The 20,963-nt window shown below is 40.9% G+C and carries 15 protein-coding genes; 2 read left to right on the top strand and 13 right to left on the bottom strand.

All coding sequences use genetic code 11. The features are described from left to right. Window positions 1-237 precede the first annotated feature (237 nt). The 9 genes from spoVB to R50345_RS14490 all read right to left on the bottom strand — a co-directional run bounded on the left by spoVB (window position 238) and on the right by R50345_RS14490 (window position 12,755). Window positions 238-1,794, bottom strand: coding sequence for a stage V sporulation protein B (gene spoVB, locus R50345_RS14530; RefSeq protein ID WP_042127646.1), 1,557 nt, complete (start codon window positions 1,792-1,794; stop codon window positions 238-240). Window positions 1,795-2,078: 284 nt separating this feature from the next. After that, the gene (locus R50345_RS14525; protein ID WP_042127644.1) at window positions 2,079-4,868 is read right to left on the bottom strand and encodes a glycoside hydrolase family 3 C-terminal domain-containing protein; all 2,790 of its coding nucleotides are present in this window, start codon (window positions 4,866-4,868) and stop codon (window positions 2,079-2,081) included. A gap of 273 nt (window positions 4,869-5,141) precedes the next feature. After that, complete coding sequence (locus R50345_RS14520; RefSeq protein ID WP_042127642.1) at window positions 5,142-5,561, bottom strand: carbohydrate-binding protein; 420 nt, start codon at window positions 5,559-5,561, stop codon at window positions 5,142-5,144. 203 nt (window positions 5,562-5,764) lie between these two features. Further along, window positions 5,765-7,243: an Lsa family ABC-F type ribosomal protection protein gene (locus R50345_RS14515; protein WP_042127640.1), complete on the bottom strand. Its 1,479-nt coding sequence runs from the start codon at window positions 7,241-7,243 to the stop codon at window positions 5,765-5,767. Between the two features lie 351 nt (window positions 7,244-7,594). Further along, a complete protein-coding gene (locus tag R50345_RS14510; protein ID WP_042127638.1) occupies window positions 7,595-8,095 on the bottom strand; it encodes a DinB family protein in 501 nt (166 codons plus the stop codon). 300 nt (window positions 8,096-8,395) lie between these two features. Then, a complete protein-coding gene (locus tag R50345_RS14505) occupies window positions 8,396-8,944 on the bottom strand; it encodes a CueP family metal-binding protein (RefSeq protein WP_042127636.1) in 549 nt (182 codons plus the stop codon). 255 nt (window positions 8,945-9,199) lie between these two features. After that, entirely contained in the window at window positions 9,200-10,066 is an 867-nt protein-coding gene (locus R50345_RS14500) for an SDR family oxidoreductase (protein ID WP_042127633.1), read from the bottom strand. A gap of 185 nt (window positions 10,067-10,251) precedes the next feature. After that, window positions 10,252-12,003: a sensor histidine kinase gene (locus R50345_RS14495; RefSeq protein ID WP_042127631.1), complete on the bottom strand. Its 1,752-nt coding sequence runs from the start codon at window positions 12,001-12,003 to the stop codon at window positions 10,252-10,254. After that, window positions 12,000-12,755 (bottom strand): response regulator transcription factor, encoded by a 756-nt coding sequence (locus R50345_RS14490; protein WP_042127629.1) that lies wholly within the window; start codon window positions 12,753-12,755, stop codon window positions 12,000-12,002. The genes R50345_RS14495 and R50345_RS14490 overlap by 4 nt, the downstream gene beginning before the upstream one ends. Before the next feature lie 194 nt (window positions 12,756-12,949). Between R50345_RS14490 and R50345_RS14485 the strand changes: the two genes are divergently transcribed. Together R50345_RS14485 and R50345_RS14480 are read left to right on the top strand one after the other, a co-directional pair. After that, complete coding sequence (locus tag R50345_RS14485) at window positions 12,950-13,948, top strand: M23 family metallopeptidase (protein ID WP_231574201.1); 999 nt, start codon at window positions 12,950-12,952, stop codon at window positions 13,946-13,948. Window positions 13,949-14,112: 164 nt separating this feature from the next. Continuing rightward, window positions 14,113-14,988, top strand: a complete 876-nt coding sequence (locus R50345_RS14480; protein ID WP_042127627.1) for a deoxyribonuclease IV — start codon at window positions 14,113-14,115, stop codon at window positions 14,986-14,988. Window positions 14,989-15,027: 39 nt separating this feature from the next. On the opposite strand, the gene R50345_RS14475 is transcribed toward R50345_RS14480, so the two are convergent. From R50345_RS14475 to R50345_RS14460, 4 genes are all read right to left on the bottom strand, one after another. Next, complete coding sequence (locus R50345_RS14475) at window positions 15,028-15,351, bottom strand: hypothetical protein (RefSeq protein ID WP_042127625.1); 324 nt, start codon at window positions 15,349-15,351, stop codon at window positions 15,028-15,030. A gap of 100 nt (window positions 15,352-15,451) precedes the next feature. Beyond that, on the bottom strand, window positions 15,452-16,672 hold the full coding sequence (locus R50345_RS14470; protein ID WP_042127623.1) for a GNAT family N-acetyltransferase: 1,221 nt from the start codon (window positions 16,670-16,672) through the stop codon (window positions 15,452-15,454). A 113-nt stretch (window positions 16,673-16,785) separates the two neighbouring features. Beyond that, the gene (gene nhaC, locus R50345_RS14465; RefSeq protein ID WP_042127621.1) at window positions 16,786-18,174 is read right to left on the bottom strand and encodes a Na+/H+ antiporter NhaC; all 1,389 of its coding nucleotides are present in this window, start codon (window positions 18,172-18,174) and stop codon (window positions 16,786-16,788) included. 256 nt (window positions 18,175-18,430) lie between these two features. After that, a complete protein-coding gene (locus R50345_RS14460) occupies window positions 18,431-20,938 on the bottom strand; it encodes a hypothetical protein (RefSeq protein ID WP_042127619.1) in 2,508 nt (835 codons plus the stop codon). Window positions 20,939-20,963: the final 25 nt, after the last annotated feature.

Below are 20,963 nucleotides of genomic sequence, written 5' to 3'. Positions count from 1 at the left end.
GAAATCACTTTATAGACAGTAACTCATGAGAATAGATGCATGAAATACAGCTATTATCAATGCGCAACGGGTTTGAACATTAATTACTGTACAAAATACAGTTAAGTTAAACACCTCACTGTCCACCACTACCTTCATCCGGCGGATATGGTCATCTTTTATAATCACTGGCGTACCAATTACTCTAAGTCTAAATCAGCAGCATTTCTCGATTCACAAAAATTGAAAAGGGGCCATTCAAGAAACAGGTGTAATCTTTGGCGGCTTCGGAGCCCTTTCCCAAGCATGGGTTACCTGCAATGTTGCTGCGTAGGTGATCAACGAAACGAGCAACGCTCCGGACAGCTCAATGATCTGCCCCAGGTCCAATCGTTCCAGAATTCCGTGAGCCGTCATCCCGCAAATCGTCATGACAATTCCTCCCGCGCCCACCTTGAATACAATGCGAAAGTCAAAATAAAATCCGATCGATCCGGCTACAGATAAAAAATTCAGTAGGGTCAACAGCAACAATCCCAGTCCGAACCCCATAGCAACCCCTTCGATGCCAATATTAGAACCGAGGATAAAGATCGTAATCACTTCAAATATATTGGTAAGAATATGGTTCCACATGACGGTTGAAGCCTTCCCTAAACCAAGCAGAATTGCTTGCAATGGTGCTCCAAAATAATAAAGAAAAAATATGGGTGCAATCAGCCTTAACAGTTCGCCTGCTTCTGGAGAATGATAGATCATAGTAGTTAATGGTACAGCCCATAAGTACAAAATAATTGTACATGGGAGTCCTACAATAAGTGCTGAGCGCATAGCGATATCCATCCGATTATGCAAAAGCTTGCTATTATTACTCACACTTGCTTCGCTAATCGCCGGAATTAGTGCAGTTGACAAGGATTGTGTGAAGAAGCTGGGAAGAAACAACATGGGGAGCGCATAACCCGCCAGAAGACCAAATTGCTTGGTCGCCATCTCAACACTCACACCAAACAGTACTAGGCTTTTCGTAATCAGCAGTGGGAGAAATGCATGATAGAGGGAATGAATAAAACCGCTACCTGTCATCGGCAAACCGATGCGCAGCAAATCTCTCAACGTACTATCTCCTTTAAGTGAAATACTTGACGTAGGAGGTGGAGAAGTTTTGATCTTTCCTCGATTTGCCCATTTGAAAAGAGCAAACAAGTAGAGTAAACCAAATCCTTCGCCAATAACGGATGCCGCCATAGCACCCGCAGCTGCATAGGCAATACCATAAGGCAACAAAACGTTAACAACACCGATAATGACAATGATTTGCGCCAAATTCTCAATGATATCGGAAAAGGCAAGCGGATTCATGTTCTGTTTTCCACGAAAATAACCTTTCAATACAGCTGACATCGCAATAATTGGAATGATTGGCGTAATAGCGACCATAGCATAATACGCCCGCTGATCAGCCAAAAAAACTGAAGCGATCCACTTAGAGCCAAATAGAGCTACTAAAGTTAATATAATACTCAACGTCCCCGTAATACTTAAGGATACTTTGAGAATTCGCTTTACACGCGCTTCATCCTGCTTAACCTCGGCTTCCGACACAAGCTTTGAAATCGCAACTGGAAGCCCCAGCTCTGTGAGTGTAATAAATAAAGGAAGCAGCGGATGAGCAATCATAAGCAGCCCTACTCCCTCTGCTCCCAAAAAACGTGCCAGTAAGACTCCGTTCAAAAATCCAAGCCCTTTTGTAAAAAATGACGACACAGTTAAAATGAACGTGCCACGAACAAAGCTTTGTTTACGCATCCCCATTTATATGCATCTCCACCTATGGTTTGTCCTGTCCTACCTTCTAACTTATTCGAACAAACTCAAGCACATGCAGACAAGTATTGTAAAGTATTTTAAAAGTAAACCACCAAGCATATCATTGTCGATGTACCGAGCAATTTTCTTAAATGTTAGAATCCGAGGACTTTAATGGGGATGCGTTGGTTACTATGGTTTCCCTGCACAATAAGTACAACAAAAAAACCGCGAAAAATTTCGCGGTTTTTAGAAAGGATAAACGATCTATTCAACATTTACACATACATTTAATCGATTTTATTAAATTCGATCCAGTCGATCTGTAAACCTGGTTTGATGAATTCCAATTTCATATCATATAGACCGGCTTCGAGTTCAACTTTCACGAGCTTTTGTTTAATCCATTGACCTTCGGTTCCATTCGTTTGAATGGTTGTCATTAATTGATCATTCACAGTCACATTACAAGCACTTTGAGCCAATTCAGGTTCTGTTGACATGATATGCACCAGGATACGGTATTGACCAGGCTGTTCCACTTTAAAGCTAGTCGATCCTTCTACGACAGGTTTAACCTGTGGATTCTGTGATAAGGATTGAGCTTGTTCTACAGTAAGAGAAGGATTAGCTTTGAAGGACTCTACTGTTTCTACAATTTCCTGTTTTCTCGAGAATACAGGTGCATTCATAATAAACTCACAGATGTTTATGGCAGAGCGTTGGAGCTCTCCACGTGTTAACGTACCATTTTCCAAGGATTCAATGGTATTGTCATTCCATCCGTTAATTTCCGCACCATAGTTAGCAACAACCATGTAGAGGTCATTTTGTGCACGAACCATCCAGTTTGTAAATTTCCGGTCTGCTGGTCCGCCATTAACGACATCATTCATGATCGCCCACCAGTCAGTCATTACAATCCCTTTAAAGCCCCATTCCCCGCGAAGAATCGTGGTGTTCAAATCATAATTAGAAGCCGCCCAATGTCCGTTAACTGGATTATAAGAGGTCATAATAGAATTCGAACCGCCTTGCTTCACCGCGATTTCAAAGCCTTTCAAGTAAATTTCACGAAGCGCACGTTCAGACACCACTGCGTTAACTTTGCTACGATGCTTCTCCTGATTATTACAAGCAAAGTGTTTCATCGTAGCGGTTGATCCGCCTTTCAAAATACCGCGAGTACATGCAGCGGCAAACACGCCAGAGATCAACGGATCTTCTGAAAAATACTCAAAGTTACGCCCATTAAGTGGACTGCGGCGGATATTAAGACCAGGTCCAAGCAAGGAATCCACGTTGTTTCTTAACAATTCTTGACCTTCCATGACATAAAGCTCTTCTACCAATTCCGCATTCCAAGTAGCTGCAAGAAGCGTTCCGATCGCAACCTGAGTTGCCTTAGCTCCGCTATCCATACGGATCCCTGAAGGACCATCCGCCGTACATGCAACTGGAATTCCTAGATTGAATAAACTGTCACTCACGCCTCCAAATGCAGAAGCTGTGCCCGGTGTAACTAAAGGACTGCTCATGCCTTCACCCCGTACAATAGCTGCCAAGTCCTCATCACTGAGCTGGGCAATAAAGGCTTCCATACTAACTTTTTGTTCATATACGTCTCTTAATTTGTATCCTAAATTACCTGTTTGTGAAATCGTCTCTGGAAGATTAGTTTCAATTCGCTCAGCCATCGAAATCTTACGTTTAGGAACTTCAACATAAACAATCTCGTACGAGCCGTCCGCCTTCTGAGCGCCTGGCATCATTCTCGTAAAGCTTTCTGTAGGCGCGAGAGCTTCTTGCAATTGCTCCACAACTTGAAGAGCTTCAACGACATAGCCGTCGTTACCCTCAACACCGATTGCCACTACTTGTTTAACACTAGTTCCCACATATAAGCGGTACATACCTTCTTCAAGCACATAAGCAGAGGCATGTCCTGTCACGCCTGCATCATCATAAGAAGCCATCGATTGTACAGAGAAACTCACGGTAAGGCGCTGTGCTTCACCCGGTTCAAGAACTTTTGTCTTACCGAATGACACCAGAGCTTTCGCTGGTTTACCGAGCTTACCTTGCGGAGCTTCATAATAAACCTGAACAACCTCTTTACCAGCAAAGGTAGTTCCTGTATTGGTAACGGTTACGCCGATTTCAATGTAAGTCTCGCCTTCTTTGGTAATCAATGTAGCTTCTTCCGGCTCGATACTAAAAGTTGTATAAGATAACCCGTAACCAAATTCAAATTGAACCTTTTCTGGGCAAAATGTCTCAAAATAACGATATCCTACATAGATATCTTCTTGATACAAGTTCGTAAATTCATTCCCATAATTCTGTGTAGATGGGTAATCATTGATGGAATAAGCGATTGTATCCGTCAGTTTACCGCTTGGAGTTACCTCACCAGACAGTACATCTGCAATTGCATTTCCGCCTTCCATACCACCCTGCCAGGAATAGATGACAGTCGAAATGGGATATTTATAGCTTTCATCGTTCATCCAGTTCATATCAATAATGTTTGAGACATTCAGGACAACGATGGTTTGTTCAAAATATGTAGTTACCTGCTTCAGCATTGCCTTTTCATCATTCGTTAATTGGTAACTTCCCGGTGCATCAGCATTATCCTGATCTTCTCCAGCCGTGCGACCGATTACAAGGATGGCCTTGTTCGATTTGCTTCTAGCCTCGGAAACCAATTCATCGCTCAGAATCATTTCCTTCTGATGCCAAGGCTCTGCAGCCCATGCGCCTCCACCATTATCAAACGGATTCTGTTCAATCCACTTCTCATAGACAGCTGCCAGTTCTTCATTAACTGTAAGGTTCTTCTTACTACGAAGACCATCCAATAAATTAGTCGTATAAGTAACATGGACACTACCGCCGGAACCTGTACCACTGCGATAATAATTCACTTGGGATCTGCCGAAAATCGCAACATTATCGCTTTCGCCAAGCGGAAGCACCTGATTATCGTTCTTGATCAGCACCGCACCTTCAGCGGCTACTGTCCGGCTAAATTCTGCAAAACCTTCTAATGGAATTCCCACATTCTGTGTGCTCAACTTATTTCCTCCTGTTGTTCAATTCTATAGGTTGTTTCTTGAAATCTTCATTTCTCTAATAACATCCTAACAATTCATCTTTATCATTATAGTACATTGGAAAACTGGAATATATATAATAATTAACTTTATTAATATAATTATATTGGTCTGGAGGAAGTCTTCATTATAACAAAACAAAAAAAACCGCGCATAGCGCGGATATCATAGTATAGCCAACCTTAATTGTTTACTATTCAGTAAGGTTTATTACACAGCTTGCAGTTATCGATTTTAGTCCAAAACTGGACTCACAGTTATTTTTTCTAAACTGATCTCTCCATGACCGCCCGAGATTTTTAGCGTATTGATAGCACCTGGCAATAAATAGACTGTAATATTCGTCCGTCCACTGAATTCTTGAGATTCACCTGTAGAGAGAGCATTAAGGAGTGAGTAATCCTTATCATTGACGCATAAATTCACTTTTGCCAGTCGTTCACTCGTATCATAATGAAGTTCAATGGAAGCTCTACCACCCTCTCCTCCATCCACATGATTGAATAAACAGTTACAGCAGGAAGTAGAAACTATGGTAGATCTCCGGCAGCGGAAGTCGGTCCGATCGCAACAGCTTGTCCCTTCCCAATGAAAGCGATTCCGCAAACCTTCACGAATCTCATATTCATCATCCACTATAAGAACACTAAGCATCTGTTCTACCTCCTGATCCACATGAAATCACATCTGTATCTATGTTCTTTAGTTTCATAGTACTCGACACCGATTAGGATTGCACGGAGGTAATCCATAACTTTTATGAGTGGATATTAAATTGCACTTTAAAAATACACAGAGAGAACAAAAAAAGCCGACAGATTAGCTCTGTCGACTTCTTATTCATTTCTTCACTTGTATTAAAGCTCAACGATCTTCGTTGCAACATTATTGCAAAATTCCCGATCATGCTCTACAAAAACAAGAGTCGGCGTGTATTCAAGCAACAGCTCTTCAATTTGCATCCGGGAAATAACATCAATAAAATTAAGCGGTTCATCCCATACATACAAATGGGCTTTCTCGCTTAGACTCTTAGCTATTAGAACTTTCTTCTTTTGGCCGCCGCTGTACATAGATATATCTTTTTCAAATTGGACTCTAGAGAAATCTAGTTTTCTTAAAATTGATTTAAACAGACTTTCGTCAATTCCATTGTCTCTAGCATAGTCTGATAAATTGCCCTGTAAATCAGAAGTATCTTGTGATACGTAGGAGATGATAAGTTGGGCATCTTTTTTTAAGGCGCCTGTATATTCCATATCCTCACCACAGATCAGTTTGATGATACTCGATTTTCCCGAACCATTTTTACCCGACAGCGCAATTCGTTCCCCCTGCTCAATAGTAAAGCTTATGTCCGAGCAAACCATCTTCTCACCATAAAAGACTGATATACTGTCTAATTCAGCGAGATGTTGTTTATGATAATCAAGCTGCTTAATTTCAAGATTCTCAGAATTTTCAATGTTTTTAAGAAGCTTTGACTTTTCGTTGATGGCAGAATGTTGTCTTTGCTCAATGGCTTTAGAGCGTTTCATCATTTTTGCAGCTTTGTGACCAATGTATCCTTTATCCACCTTAGAGCCGGAATTTCTCGTCCCGTTTTTGGTTTTTTCCACTTCATGAGACCAGTTACCAGTCCGTTTAGAAGAGGCGGATAAGCGTTTAATATCTCTTCTAAGTTTCTCGTCCTCTGCTAGCTCAAAGTTATCTTGTCTAGTTTTATTCTCCCACCAGCTGGAGAAATTGCCTTTTTGAATTTCTATATTGGTCTTATTGATGGACAAAATATGGTCTACACAATTATCTAGAAAGGATCTGTCATGAGAGACCAGAATATATCCACTTTTCGTATTGAGATAATCACTGACTAGTTTTCTTGCCGTCATGTCTAGATGATTGGTAGGTTCATCGATTAACAGGAAACTATTTTCCTTAATGAATAATGTGGCTAACAGCACTTTCGTTTGCTCTCCGTTAGACAATGAATCAAAGGGCCGATATAACACATCCTCAGATACCTTTAACAGTGAGAGCTCACGCATTAATTTCCAATGAATATAATCGGGAAAAATCTCGCTGATCACATCAATGGTATTAAGCGCCTTGTTATCCACCTGAAAAGGGAAATATTCAAAGCTGACATGCGCAGAAATATTTCCGCTGTACTCATATTTTCCAAGCAATAAACTCAGAAATGTGGTCTTCCCTCTACCATTTCTTCCAGTAAATCCTAATTTCCAATCCGTATCGATTTGAAAGTTTACATTCTCAAAGATGTTATCGTAGCTGCCTTCATAGGCAAAGGTTAGATTGGTAACATTTATTAATGACATATAAATATCCTCCTGTATTAAAAAATAAAAGCCACAAGAAAGTTACTTTCTTGTGACTCAAATAAATACAGCAAACCTAGCCCCAAATGGAGTTAGATAAGGATATATTGTTCGAGTGAAAAGAAGTAGTAACTTTCTTGCATACAAAAAATAAAACAAACGAAATAAACCGTTTTTGTTGTTTTATTCATCATAGGTCGCAAGAGTAGTTACTACACTATACTTTTCAACTCCGATCATTAATTTGTATTCATGTTATCATGCCGATTCGTTTTTTTCAACTTTCTTCCCTTAATCCGTCAAAATACGATTTCATTTATTCTCCAATACATAAGGTTATAAGCTTATTCCTTATGCTAATTCTAACTCATCAGCCGAAGGGCCATAAAGACCCGGCACTGGTATATTTAGAAGTCGGAAGTATACCCCAAGCTGTGCCCGATGGTGAATCATGTGATTTAATCCAATGGTACGAAGCGCGGCTGCCCGTGACTGACGGCGAATGATCTCTGCTCCATTACGCAGCGTCCACTCTGCACCAAGCATCTCCACATTGCTTTCGGAAATTAATTGTTCAATCTTGCGAGCACTCATGTCGAACTCCTGCAGAACCGCGGCAGGGCTCTCCAGCGCTTCTCTTCGATAGGGCACAGACGCCAAATCAAACTCTGAGTGAAGAAGAATAGCTGATTGCCAGTTTAGCAGATTAACGAGGTGTGTTGACAGCCCACCAAGACTCATTGACTTTTCGTGCGGTTTCCATGTCATATGCTCCTGCGTCAGCTTTTCCAGCATACGGCGAGTACCAGCTAACTCCTGCAAAACATCCCCGATGATCAGATCTTTATCCATTCCTCTATCTCCTCTCAAAAATGGAGTACCAGCTAAAGTTATTCGAAGTGAATCACACTTGAGTTTTTCGACGATACCTTCTTCTAGGATTTCTTTTAGTCCTTGAAAGGGTCTTCAAAACACACCGACGGTTCGGACTGAGTTGACCTTATTTCGATGATTTATAGCTTTTCACCGTCCTAACGGACTCAGTAGCAGTTATCTCCTTAAAAAACACCGATTCTGTGCTGTTACAGTGTAATAAGAGCTAAGTGGTCCGATACGGGATATTTAAAGGAAAAAGCGAATTTGTTATAGTATTTAGATACTCTCCACTAACTGCATAGTCGTAACACATGTGTTATCACTCTTAAACGTGGATAGCTCAGCTTTCGCTTTTACACCATCCTGTTCTATCGTTACGCTATATTTCTTATCCCGAGGTAACCAAAGATCAATGAAGCCATTGGATTGGGACTTCATGGTTTGATCCATAATCACATTGCCATCAGTATCTTCGATATAAACACTAAACTCTTGTTCCGTTAATTCCCCTTGGCATCCAGTCAAGCTGTGGGTTGCACAGGGGTGTGTATCCTTAACGTACGGCGCGATGGAAACAAAAAACTCATCTTTGGGTAAGTCATATTTTGTCGATTTATTGTTGCTGTCGGTCACAATGAGCTGCTCTGAAGTGATAGAAGCAGATAGGTTTTTCATGCCGCTTGAACTATATTCCTGTACTAATTGCTTAACATTAGAGGTATCACTTGCCGCAGGTGTCTCTTTATCGTTCCCTCCCACAACCAAATATGCCCCTAAAGCAACTACAACAACAGCTCCAGAAGCTATCCAAGTTTTTCTCCTCATGATATTCATCCCCTTCTCTTTGTTAACTGATCCCAAGGCTTTGATATCGTACTCTTCGATTCAATTATTCTCATTACACGAACAGTTCACATATGTTTTCTATTATATCATTATTACATTATCATATGTTCGGACAATTGCCCCGTCAAAATAGTGAATATTCACGAAATCTTTATCATTGTTGTTAATAGAGCATTAAAAAAAGGCTTCCTCTGGTTATTCACCGAGAAGAAGCCTTACATCTTGTTACATGGTTTAAGCTTGCAAATTATTTACTAGATCACGAACGACTTCGGCTAGCGGAGTGGCAGGACGATTCAGTACTTTCTCCAGATCGCCACTTTCAATATTCAGCCATCCTTCGCGAATACCACGTTGAATCGCCACAACGAATGGCAGAGCAGCTTCTGGTACACCGACTTCAGCCATAATTTTCGCATAAGCTTCGTCGTCAACCTGCAGCACTTTGATTTCTTTACCAATTACTCCACTTACAATTTCAGTCAGTTCTTCTTGTGTTAAAGGTTTGCCAGACAATTCATAAATGGTATTCTCATGTCCATCTCCTGTTAGAACATTAGCAGCAGCTTCTGCATAATCTCCTCGTGCTGCCCAGCCAACTTTACCGCTACCGGCAGAAGTTACCCATGGGGCACCTGCTACTACTCCTTGAATAGATCCAACCTCATTCTCCATATACCAATTGTTGCGAAGGAAGCTGTAAGGAATTCCGGTTGCTCGAATGGCCTCTTCTGTTACACGGTGTACTTCAGCAAGGAACAGCTCACTCTTCTCTGCATGTCCTACGCTTGTATAAGCAATGAATCCAACACCTGCTTTGGCGGCAGCATCAATAGCTGCTTTATGTTGGCGAATCCGAGTCTCGTTATCTCCATCTGAAGATACAATTAGCAGTCGATCCACACCGGCAAAGGCTACATCCAGTGTCTCCGGTTTATCAAAGTCCCCTTGGCGGACTTCCACTCCACGCGCTTTCAGAGCACTTGCTTTATCTGGATTCCGAACACTAACTACAAGATCCCCTGCGGACACACTTTTAAGTAGTGATTCTATAACTAATGATCCGAAATGACCTGTTGCACCTGTAATAGCTATTTTCATGTTGATTGCCTCCTCAAATTAGGATTGTAATAATCCATTTAATAATATTTGTTAACCTGTAACTATTGTAGTTACAATTAAAAAGAATGTCAACTCCTTTATATTTCTAGCCTTCTTAAACCTAATAAGTACAAATAACCCTCACTGTTTCCGGTTGGAATACAGCGAGGGCTTGAATGAATATCTCAGCTCCATATTAACTTAATAATTGTCCCTTTACCTGCTTGACTCTCAACAACAATCTGACCACCCATGCATTCGATCAATCCTTTAGAGATCGCCATGCCAAGGCCAGAACCGTTGGAGGTAGTTGCTGTATCCGTACCACGATAATATCGCTCAAATAACCGAATCATTGTTTCTTCATCCATTCCATCACCGTCGTCAGCAAATTGAATGATAAATCCGCTGTTCTTACCTTTAAGAATTAGCGAGACAGTTAGCTTGGTATCCGGTGGGTTATGGAGCAGCGCATTCGCAGTTAAATTGTTGACAACCCTATCTAACCAAGGCGTATACAATTGAGCTCTAACTTCGGTATGTGCAGGGTGAAATACAATTCGCTGCTTCCCATAAGCAGGATTAGCAGCAGCCTGATCGAGAGCCTGTTTCAGCCAAGTGTTTAATTCAACTTCCATCAATTCAGGCGGTTTAATTCCTGACTTTAGACGATAGGTCATCGCAAGATCACTGATCAGCATGTCCATATGAGCCGATTTATCTAGCATCGTTGTCGTAAACTTACGGACTTCCTCATTCGACCAATCATATGAGGGCTCCGCCAGTAAATGGGCATATCCTGTGATAGAGGATAATGGGGTTTTCAAATCATGAGTAACACCGGCAATCCATTCCTCACGTAAGCTCTCCGTCTCCTCCCGCATCACTTGATCTCTCTTCAAGGTTGCCGATAATTTCTCAATCGAGACCATCACATCAGCAAAAACACGGAATCTTCGTCTCCATTTCCCGGCGGGTGTTCGACTGCGGCGATGTCCTTTACGATCCGTAGGTTCTGTATAAATGGCATTTCCGATGGAATCGAGCCATACGAGCATATGTAGCATAGGTGCACCAAAACGATGCGCTTGCCATAAGGAGAGCAACACGAACGCGATCAATAAAGCGATAAGCATGACAGATGAGCCTATGATTACTACTTTAACCTCTTCAGGTACCCAAACAGTTTTTCCTGGATCTGTTCCTTTGATATTAGGTTCTCCAATGATCCAGGTACGACCTGACTCCTTATCAAAAGAAGATAGCACATGGTAGCCATATCGATCACTGTACATTGTGCGAAGTGCTAGCTCTGGGACGGAATACTCGGTGGGGATCATATTTGGTCTGTTATACGAGAGCATTTCCTTACCTGACGAATCTATAAGTTGAACAAAAGCCTGTGCCGATTTAATCTCTTTTTCAAGATCCTCTGGAAGTAACGACTCCCCATTTACATCTGTGAATGAAGCTTCTTTCACTTTCTTTAGTAGAGGATCTAATACATTAGGTGCACCATATACCAGTGTGAACTGCTTACCATTCTTTTCTTGAATCCAAAGGGCCAGTTGATAAGGAAACGGCTGAGCACCCATCCAATAGGCAACTACTTCTCCAGGACCATAATGATTAGGTACATCTTTAGGTGTATTATAGGCACTTTCAACTTGCCCATCTTCATTAAGACTTTGTAGCCAGCCTTTATTTTTCTTCACTTGTTCCAGTAAACTTGGGGCAAAATGTATCCCATCCTCATCAATCTTAGATGATTCCACCAATTGCTCAAGACCAACATTGGCAAAATCACGCGTGAGGCTGATATCAAGAAACCGCAGTAGGATCCAAGTCAGCGTTACAGCAGATATAGAGAGAACTACTACACCTGTAATTGCAAGCTGCAGTACAAACTTTAACGTTAGCCGTCGCTTGATATTCATGGCATAAACAACCCTTGGCGTTCTACTTTAACCAGCTTGTAACCAAGACCTCTAACGTTAACGATAAATTTCGGATCAGATGGGTCAGCTTCAATCCGTTCTCTAATACGGTGAATGTGTACCATGACCGTGTTATCGTCACTTAACGATTCTTCACCCCAAACTCTTTCATATAATTCGCTTTTGCTGAAGATTTGATTGGGATGTTTGCATAAGAACAAGAGCAACTGGAATACAAGGGCCGGACAAGAGACCGGCTCTCCCTCAACCAGCAGCTCCCCTGCTGCTTCATCTAGTGTAAATCTCCCGTAATCGTAAACGTTCGAAGATTTACTAAGAACGGGCCCCGCTTTCTTTTCAGCACTGTTATAGTTCGGCGAACTCAAGTACCTCCGCAGCTGCGCTCTTATACGAGCAACCACTTCGAGTGGATTAAAGGGCTTGGTGATATAATCATCTCCCCCTATAGCAAATCCAGTCAGCTTATCAAAATCAGAGGTTCGAGCAGTAAGAAATAAGATAGGTGCATCCGTCGTCTGCCGAATAAAAGGACAGATCTCAATACCACTGCGTCCCGGCAGCATTACATCCAATACAATCAAATCGTATTTTTTGGCTTCACAGGCACTAATAGCTTCTTCACCCGTTACCACAGTATCAATATTTATATAACCTTCCTTACGCAGCACTGTTTCCATAATCTCCAAAAGCGATTGTTCATCATCCACAAGCAAAATCGAAGCTTCATTCATTGTGAAATTCCCTTTCCGAATAACCGATGTATTTATCATCATAGCATGATTTTATACGCGATCAATCGCACGTTCCTTAACGGAAGCTTAATTCGTATTCGTCTACTCCTCAAAAAGTTAAGAGCGTATTAATACTGCGTTTCAGAAGAGCTAAGACTCATTTGCTACAATTTAACTATTGGGAGGTGATATTCTTGAAAAACAGCTCTAAGAAAATTATCAATAAACCGGGAATGTCAGCAAAAACAGCTTTGGCAATTGGATTTCTTACCTTGCTATTAACAGCTTGTGGAGGAGGAAAAGCGGAAATGAATGATAGAGAATCAAAAGAATCAGTGTTCCTGCCTGATAATCTGCCAAAATTTCTGCTTAAAGGGAACTATAAAGAAATGTATTCCCACTTCAGTCAGCCTTTGAAGGATGAGGTGAGTGAAGCTGAATTAGCTGAGACCGCTAAGGAATTCACTAAGGATATACAGACACTGAACAAGGCTTCCGCTATGCAGCTTAATGGATTTGATCGACGTACATGGGTCAGTGATGCGGGTAATAAAGGGCTTATCGGAATGTTTGATCCGGATGGAACCATTTCATTAATCCAGATTCAAGAACTGAAAGCTTCCCCTGAAACCGACATGAAGCTTAGTAAGCATGAATATGCATTACCGTTCCAAGGCGACTGGTTTGTATTTTGGGGCGGAGCGAATGTACTTGTGAATTATCACTATGAAGTAGAAATTCAGCGTTACGCTTATGATTTCATCCAAGCCAAGAATAACTACTCTTATAAAGGAGATCCGCTGAAAAACAAAAGCTATTATGCCTTTGGGACAAATATTCTCGCCCCTGCGGATGGTACAATCGTATCGGTCGTGAATGATATTAAAGATAATGAACCTGTCGGTGTCATGAATCCAAACCAAGCAACCGGCAATAACGTGGTCATTGATCACGGAGGTGAATACAGTCATCTGGCTCATCTCAAAAAAGGTTCAATTACAGTTAAGCCGGGCGATAAAGTTAAAAAAGGCGATATCATTGGGCTGACAGGTAACTCAGGCAACACTAGCGAGCCCCATTTACATTTCCAGATCTCAGACGGCGTAGATTTGTTCAACTCTCGTTCTATCCCTGTTAGATGGGAGAAAGGATTGAAGCCGATCCAAGGCGAGACGATTAGTGCTGCTGAATAGCGATCATTGTTGATGGTAAAGGTTGTCTCCCCAGAAGATAGTTGGTCGAGATAACCTTTACCTACGCTGGTATACATATAATCTGATCCTTTTACAAATATTAATAGACCTATAATGACGATAAATGGAGCTCTTTCAATGAAGAATGGATGTGTGTAAATCAGATGTCTTTACTCCTAGGGTCACATGTATCCATGACTGGGCCAAAGATGCTCCTTCGAGCTAGTGAAGAGGCAGCATCTTATGGAGCGACCACTTTCCTAATTTATACCGGTGCCCCTCATAATACACGTCGCAAACCCATTGATGCTTTGAATATTGAAGCTGGACAAGCTCACATGAAAGTTAACGGCATTTCTAATATTGTTGTGCATGCTCCGTTTATTGTTAATTTAGGAAATACGTTATCTGCACAGGTCTTTGAGCACAGTATTACGTTTCTTCAATCAGAAATTATAAGAACCGAAGCTTTAGGCTCTACACAGATTGTCCTCCATCCCGGTTCCCATGTTGGTGCTGGCCCACAGGCCGGAATCTCTCGGATCGTTGAAGGCTTGAACGAAGTACTGTCAGATAAACGGAATGTTCAGGTTTCATTAGAAACCATGGCGGGAAAAGGCAGTGAGTGTGGTGTCTCTTTTGAGGAACTTGCGGCTATTATTGATGGAGTGAAGTACAATGAGCGGTTGTCGATTTGTTTGGATACATGCCATATTCATGATGCTGGTTATAATGTAAGAGAAGATTTTGATGGCATATTGGATCAATTCGATCGCGTAATTGGAATAAAGCGCCTAAAGGCCATTCACATAAATGATTCAAAGAATATCATGGGCTCACGAAAAGACCGGCACGAAAATATCGGACATGGATATATTGGCCTTCAGGCACTGCGATATGTAGTCCACCATCCTCAACTATCGACCATTCCCAAACTCCTAGAGACCCCCTCCATCGGTGAAAAAAAATATGTCAATGCACCTTATAAGCATGAGATATCCTTGTTAAGAGGAGAAACTGATGAGCCTATAAAAAAATAAAAAACCGCAAAAAAATGCGGCCTCTATCAATATAATCAATTATTCTTTGGTAGGATTTTTCGTAGCAGATGCGGTTTCATTCGCTTGGATTTTTTTTAGAGCGTTTTTCTTCGCGGTTAACTCTTTTGACAGATCAGATTGCAAACGATTTAAAGTCTTTACCTCATCATTTAGCTTTTTGATACGGGTCATTTTACTACTTAAATCCGTGTGCGACTTGCTAAATTTCATATCCTGTTCTAATTGATTAATTTTGAATTTGGATTTTTCTTTTTTGTTCTGCGTGTTCTTGATTTTGTTTTCAAGCTCCGTAATTTCTTGTTGAAATTTATTGATCATTGGTTTAGTAAAATTAATTGCCATTCTTACACCTCATATCATATTGTGTTGCTGAGAGATTATTCTACTATAAAAAGACCAAAAAAGCACACTCAATTGAGTATGCTTTACAGGTTCGTACCTTTTAAAAATAATCAGAGAAATAAGGATGCTCTGGTCTAATCAATCCTTCAAGTAAAAGAATCGTGGCTTCATTCGTCTGAATACGGCCGATTCGAGCCAAGTAGGTTGGCCGCTTATAACCCATTAACATCGTAGTTAATGTAGGAATATCAATCGTAAGTGAAGGATTTACGCCCCCTTGTTGTAAGGTCCCCTTCCCTTCTTTATCTACGGTTAACGTAAAGGTACCTCGGTTCCATTCCAGCATTGGATCGCTCAAGTTAAAAATAAGCGTACAATCCTTATCCTGACGTTTAAACGGATACTGATCAATAAATAATTGAACATCCACAATCCGAGCCATAAAATATGGAGCTATCGTTTCCTTGATGTCCCCATCATCTAATATAAATGACAACGGTTCCCCTTTATAAATATCCCCTTTGACCAGCTTAATCATTGAAAAATGCGCACTTATAAAATTCCATAACCCCGTTCGAGCTTCTTCGTTAATGTATACCATTTCTTTAATATAGAAGATCTCCTCGGCAATCCAATATAACAAATATCCCATGGGTAAATCATCGTGATTATAATAAATTCCCACTGTCATATCATCTAAATCCCACCGCAAATATTCTTCCCACGCTAACTCATTACGAATCATCGCGCCATGATGCTGCACTGCAAACTGATCATAGATCACTTTGATGTCCGGATGTTCAATGTTTACTCGTTCTACGTTTCCTGGAACATTTCTTTGTTTGGGTAGCTGGGTATCCGGTACTTCAAATGATATTTTGTCGGTGATGATTTCCCAGCCTTTTCTTCTATAATAAGGGATTGAATACGGATAAAGATAAGATATCGATTGTTTACGATCCCGCATTTTAGTTAAAGCGTGAAGCATCAGTTTATTCATTAAACCCAAATTGGCGTATTCGGGATAGGTTCCAACACCCGTTAGTCCACCCATCTCATAAATATGCCCAAAAATATTAACCTGAAATGGGTATACAGCTAATTGAGAGATGAGCTTGTCTCCATCAAACCAACCTACAACATCTGCGTACTTAAGAACTGGCAACTTGGCCTGAGTGATTTCACGATTCTCCCAGCCAAAGATCTGCAGATCACGGTTGGTCACTTGAAATACATAACGTAGTAGATTATTAAATTGCTCTGCGTGCTTAGTTTCGACATTGGCTAATCTGATTCGATCCTGTAACTTACTGCGACTCACTGTTATTACCTCCGATAAATGGTCCACTTTTTCAGCTTAGAATACTAGCTTGTTCACATTGACTCAACGCATAGTATTCTTTATATACGTTGAATCAATGCATAAGGTGTCCATTATCTTGAGATTTCTTTATCTTTACCCAGTGAGTTTCTTTGCAATCTTGGGATTAACGCATATGCAAATGTGATAAATGGACTTAGCCATAAGAAGGTCGCATAAGGTGCATATTCTATAACGGGTACACCCAGAGTCACCGCGAAGAAGGCCCCGCTAACGCCCCATGGAATCAATGGATTAACTAGCGTACCGCAATCTTCTAATGTACGGGATAATGTCTTCGCTGGTATGCCTCGTCGATTATATTCATCTTTGAACATTTGCCCTGGCAAAAGGATCGACAAATACTGTTCGCCAGTCATGCCATTTACAGCAATGGATGAAGCACCGCTCATCAGAACGATACTACTCTTACGCTTGAGTGGTTGAATGAGTTTACGGAAAAAGGCCTCGATGACGCCACAATGCTGAATCAAACCACCTAAAGATAATGCAATTAAGATTAAAGATACCGACCACATCATCGATTGCATCCCGCCGCGATTCACGATAGAAGCAACCATTTCATTCGCGATATTACTGTTATATCCGCTCTGCATTACACTAAACCAGACATCGATTTCTGTCTGCTGTTGAATCAAAGCCGTCACAAGAAGACCACTGATAATACCTACAATTAGCGTAGGCAGGATCGGAATCCGCTTAATCGAGCAGACAATGACAGCTAGCGGAGATAGCAGCGTTAACCAGTGAATATGAAATCCATCTTGTAAGGCAAGCTTAATATCTTTAATCGAGGATAAGTCGATCGAATTTCCCTTTGGTGCAAACAAGAAAAAGACAGTGGTGATCACAAGCGCTGGGAATGTAGTGTAAACCATATTGCGAATATGTGTAAATATGGGGATACCAGCCACTGCAGGTGCAAAATTCGTAGTATCGGACAGCGGCGACATTTTATCACCAAAGCAAGCCCCACTGATAATCGCTCCAGCAGCCAGCGTTGGGGAAATCCCCGTAGTTAAAGCAATTCCCATTAAAGCAACGCCGATCGTGCTTACTGTTGTGAATGAGCTCCCAGTGAACATCGAGACGATGATCGTGACATATAGTGCGCTCACCGCAAAATAATTCGGATTAATATAATCCATACCATAATATAATAGCGACGGCACCGTACCGCTCATCATCCATACCGCGATCAGAATTCCGATCAGCATGAGGATTAGAATCGGCATGATGGCCGTTTGTATCCCTTGAATAATGGCAGATTCGATCTTTTTCCAAGAGAAACCAAACATCCCTAGTAAGGCGGCCGTGCCTATTGTTGTTACGAGAAGCGGTATATGCGGCTCCGCTTTCAATAGAAAGATGGATACAAACAGAAGTGCTAGAATAAAGATGATAATGATGAAACTCTTTGTAAAACTAAGCTGACGTTCCATGACGATAATGCTCCTTAACATTGTATTAGGTATACTTTTCAAAGACTGTATATGCTTCCGCACTTTTAAGCTTTTTTGCTTTTAGGCATTGAAGCGCAGAGGTAATCTTAACGAAAAGACTGAGAACAGTCAATGTAAAGAACATACATTGAAGGAATTTCCATAAAAAGTTCATAAGTATATGCGAGAAATAAAAAAAGTGCTGGCAATTATGCCAACACATTTGACTTGGTTCTTAACCCAGCTCACTACAAGTTTAATTGTCAGTGTTTTTAGTTGTTCTCGGTTCAGATTCAACGTAATTTAACCGGTAAGATTGACTCCCTAACAACATCCTATGACCCTGAAATTCATCATATAGATTTATACGAATGCTTCCTCCCCTTAATATTTTGTGGAAGTTACTATTAAATGAGATTGAGTATGATTTATTTTTACCCATTGGCAAATCAGACCCCAGTTGCAAAGTCTTCTCCATGGATTGTCCGAAAGGGTCAATAATTTCTAAAACTAGCTTATGCTCATAGGAACCTGCTTCAAAAGCGTCATTTTCAAATAAGCTATAATTCATAACTATATCTAATGTACCTTTCTCTTCAGTAATCGTACCCACTGCATTTGCAACCGAAAGGTTGTATGGGAATAGATCTACACTTGTTAGATTATTCTGTGAGTTTACTGTCATAGGGGTAAGTGCTAATTTAACACTATTGATAAATCCAGTGGATGTTCCCCCTAAATCTGTAAGCTTACCGTCAGCAACCCCTTCCCCAATATAAAGCACAAGCTCAGACGTATTCACCCCTTGCGGAAGTTTACTCCAGATTGTAACCAGGTTTTTACCATTTGGGCTAGTTGGAGTTATCGATTGGCTAACCATCGCCTTAAAAAATTGGTTGTCAGGTGTTTTATAATAAGCCACAAGCTGTGCCTGTTTCGACTGGCGTGGTTCTTCGTTAATCATTTCCAGTTCCGTATAGATCAAGCTAGAACTGTTTTCATTATAAGTAGTTGTCCAACGCTCGCGAACTTTTGCTTTTCTGCCTAACGAGTTCATTTGGTAAGATTCACCTGCAGCAATCGTATTGATCACATTATTTAGCGAATTTGTATTCATAGAGAGAAACTTCGTGACTTCATCTCCGGAGGTGTCTTGCAACACTATCTTTAGCTGATTGAAACTATAAGTATATGGAACTCTCGCTATCACATAGATCTCTGTCGCTTCATTAGGAGCAAGTATCGATTGCGTATTTGTGGTCACGATCTGGGCTGTACTGCTAAGATCACTCATTCCTGCTTTAACTATAGCTTTTAAAGAAGGTAGCTGTACTGAGGTTAAGCCGGTGTTACGGATGCTGATAGTAGTTACGATTTGATCACCATCATCCCAAGGCAAACGCTGATAAGATCCAAGTTTCACCATGAATTTCCCGTACCTATTCTCGACCGAATACCCTTGTCCTATCAGATTATTTATTTCTAGAGCATAAGGTATGTTATACAGCGCAGTTGGGAAAATAACCTTGTCATCAACAGCAGGTTCCGTCCACTCTAGCTTTAAGGTACCTTGATTAAGTATTAATGGTACATCCGCCCTGAGACTGACGATCTTCTCTTCAAGCGGTTTCAAGGTTACATTCGCAAGTGCTTTTGAATCTACTGGAATATTAAATCCCTCAGCAGCTTTAACCGTAAGCTCGTATGCAGGTAGAGTGATAGGTTTATTCCCAAGATTCTTAAGACGGAATTGAAGATTCCATTTCGCGGAGTCATTCTCCGAATATACGGAAGCACTCTTCAATTGCGTTTCAACCGTATTATTCTTAACAGAAATCTTCTTAACAGCATAATTAGCCACAGCAAAGTCGACAGTTGTTAATGCAGGAAGCTTAAACGATTTAACAGGAAGCGTTATTTTCAAAGTTTCATCTTCTTGTGCAAATTGCAATATCATATGTTCAGTCTTCATATAGGAAGGAACTTCTGTTAAATAGTAAACCGTCTTCTTCTCTTGGGACTGTACATTGATACTGCTTCTGGCATCCTCCAGCTTAAGTTCGAACACCGAGCCACCGGCTGATTTCAGGTAAGCAATATAAGTGGAGCCGCTTAGCACTTTTTTATCCAAATTCGTGAAACTAACGCCTACTCTCATATATACTTTTCCATTTCTTTTAAGCCTTTGTAGACTTTCCGCTTTGATGTTTACTAGCAGATTATCCATCGTGAGCTTCTTGCTCTGGCCTTGTGGAACGACAACGGAATAACTTGCCGGAATGGCGAATTCACCTAGCTTTTTCTGATAATTCTGGCTACTGAAATCCCACTTCAATAGGGTCACTTTAGTGCCGTTCAATTTAGTAGACTGTCCAACATTCACATAGTAAGTTACAATTTGGCTACTTTTTGGAGGGATGTTTTTTTTGGTAACATCTCTCGTGACAGGTTTGCCTTGAATGACAGCCCCCCCAGTTGTAGTAACCTTTGAGAAATAATCAACGTGAGCTACACTATTGCTGCTACCATTGCTATAACTAAGTGTGTATATAAGTATATTGCCGCTCGGTTGCTCAATAATATCCATATCTATTAGCTTCACATTGACATTTTTTTTTAAAGCGATCGTACCAAGTTTGTCCAGCGTGAATACCGCTGTAGCTGAAGCACTTGTCGATGCTGCATATATGCTGTTTGCAAAAGGTTGGCTTAATAGCATTGCGCTGAGCAGAACTACAGCATATGTCTTTAGTGATTTGTGCATGAGTCCCCCTCCTTATACAAAATCC

Origin of the sequence: Paenibacillus sp. FSL R5-0345 (genome assembly GCF_000758585.1) — a bacterium.
Lineage (GTDB): Bacteria > Bacillota > Bacilli > Paenibacillales > Paenibacillaceae > Paenibacillus_AQ.
The sequence above is the reverse complement of the archived record's forward strand: the minus strand, read 5'-3'. Positions and strand labels throughout refer to the sequence as shown.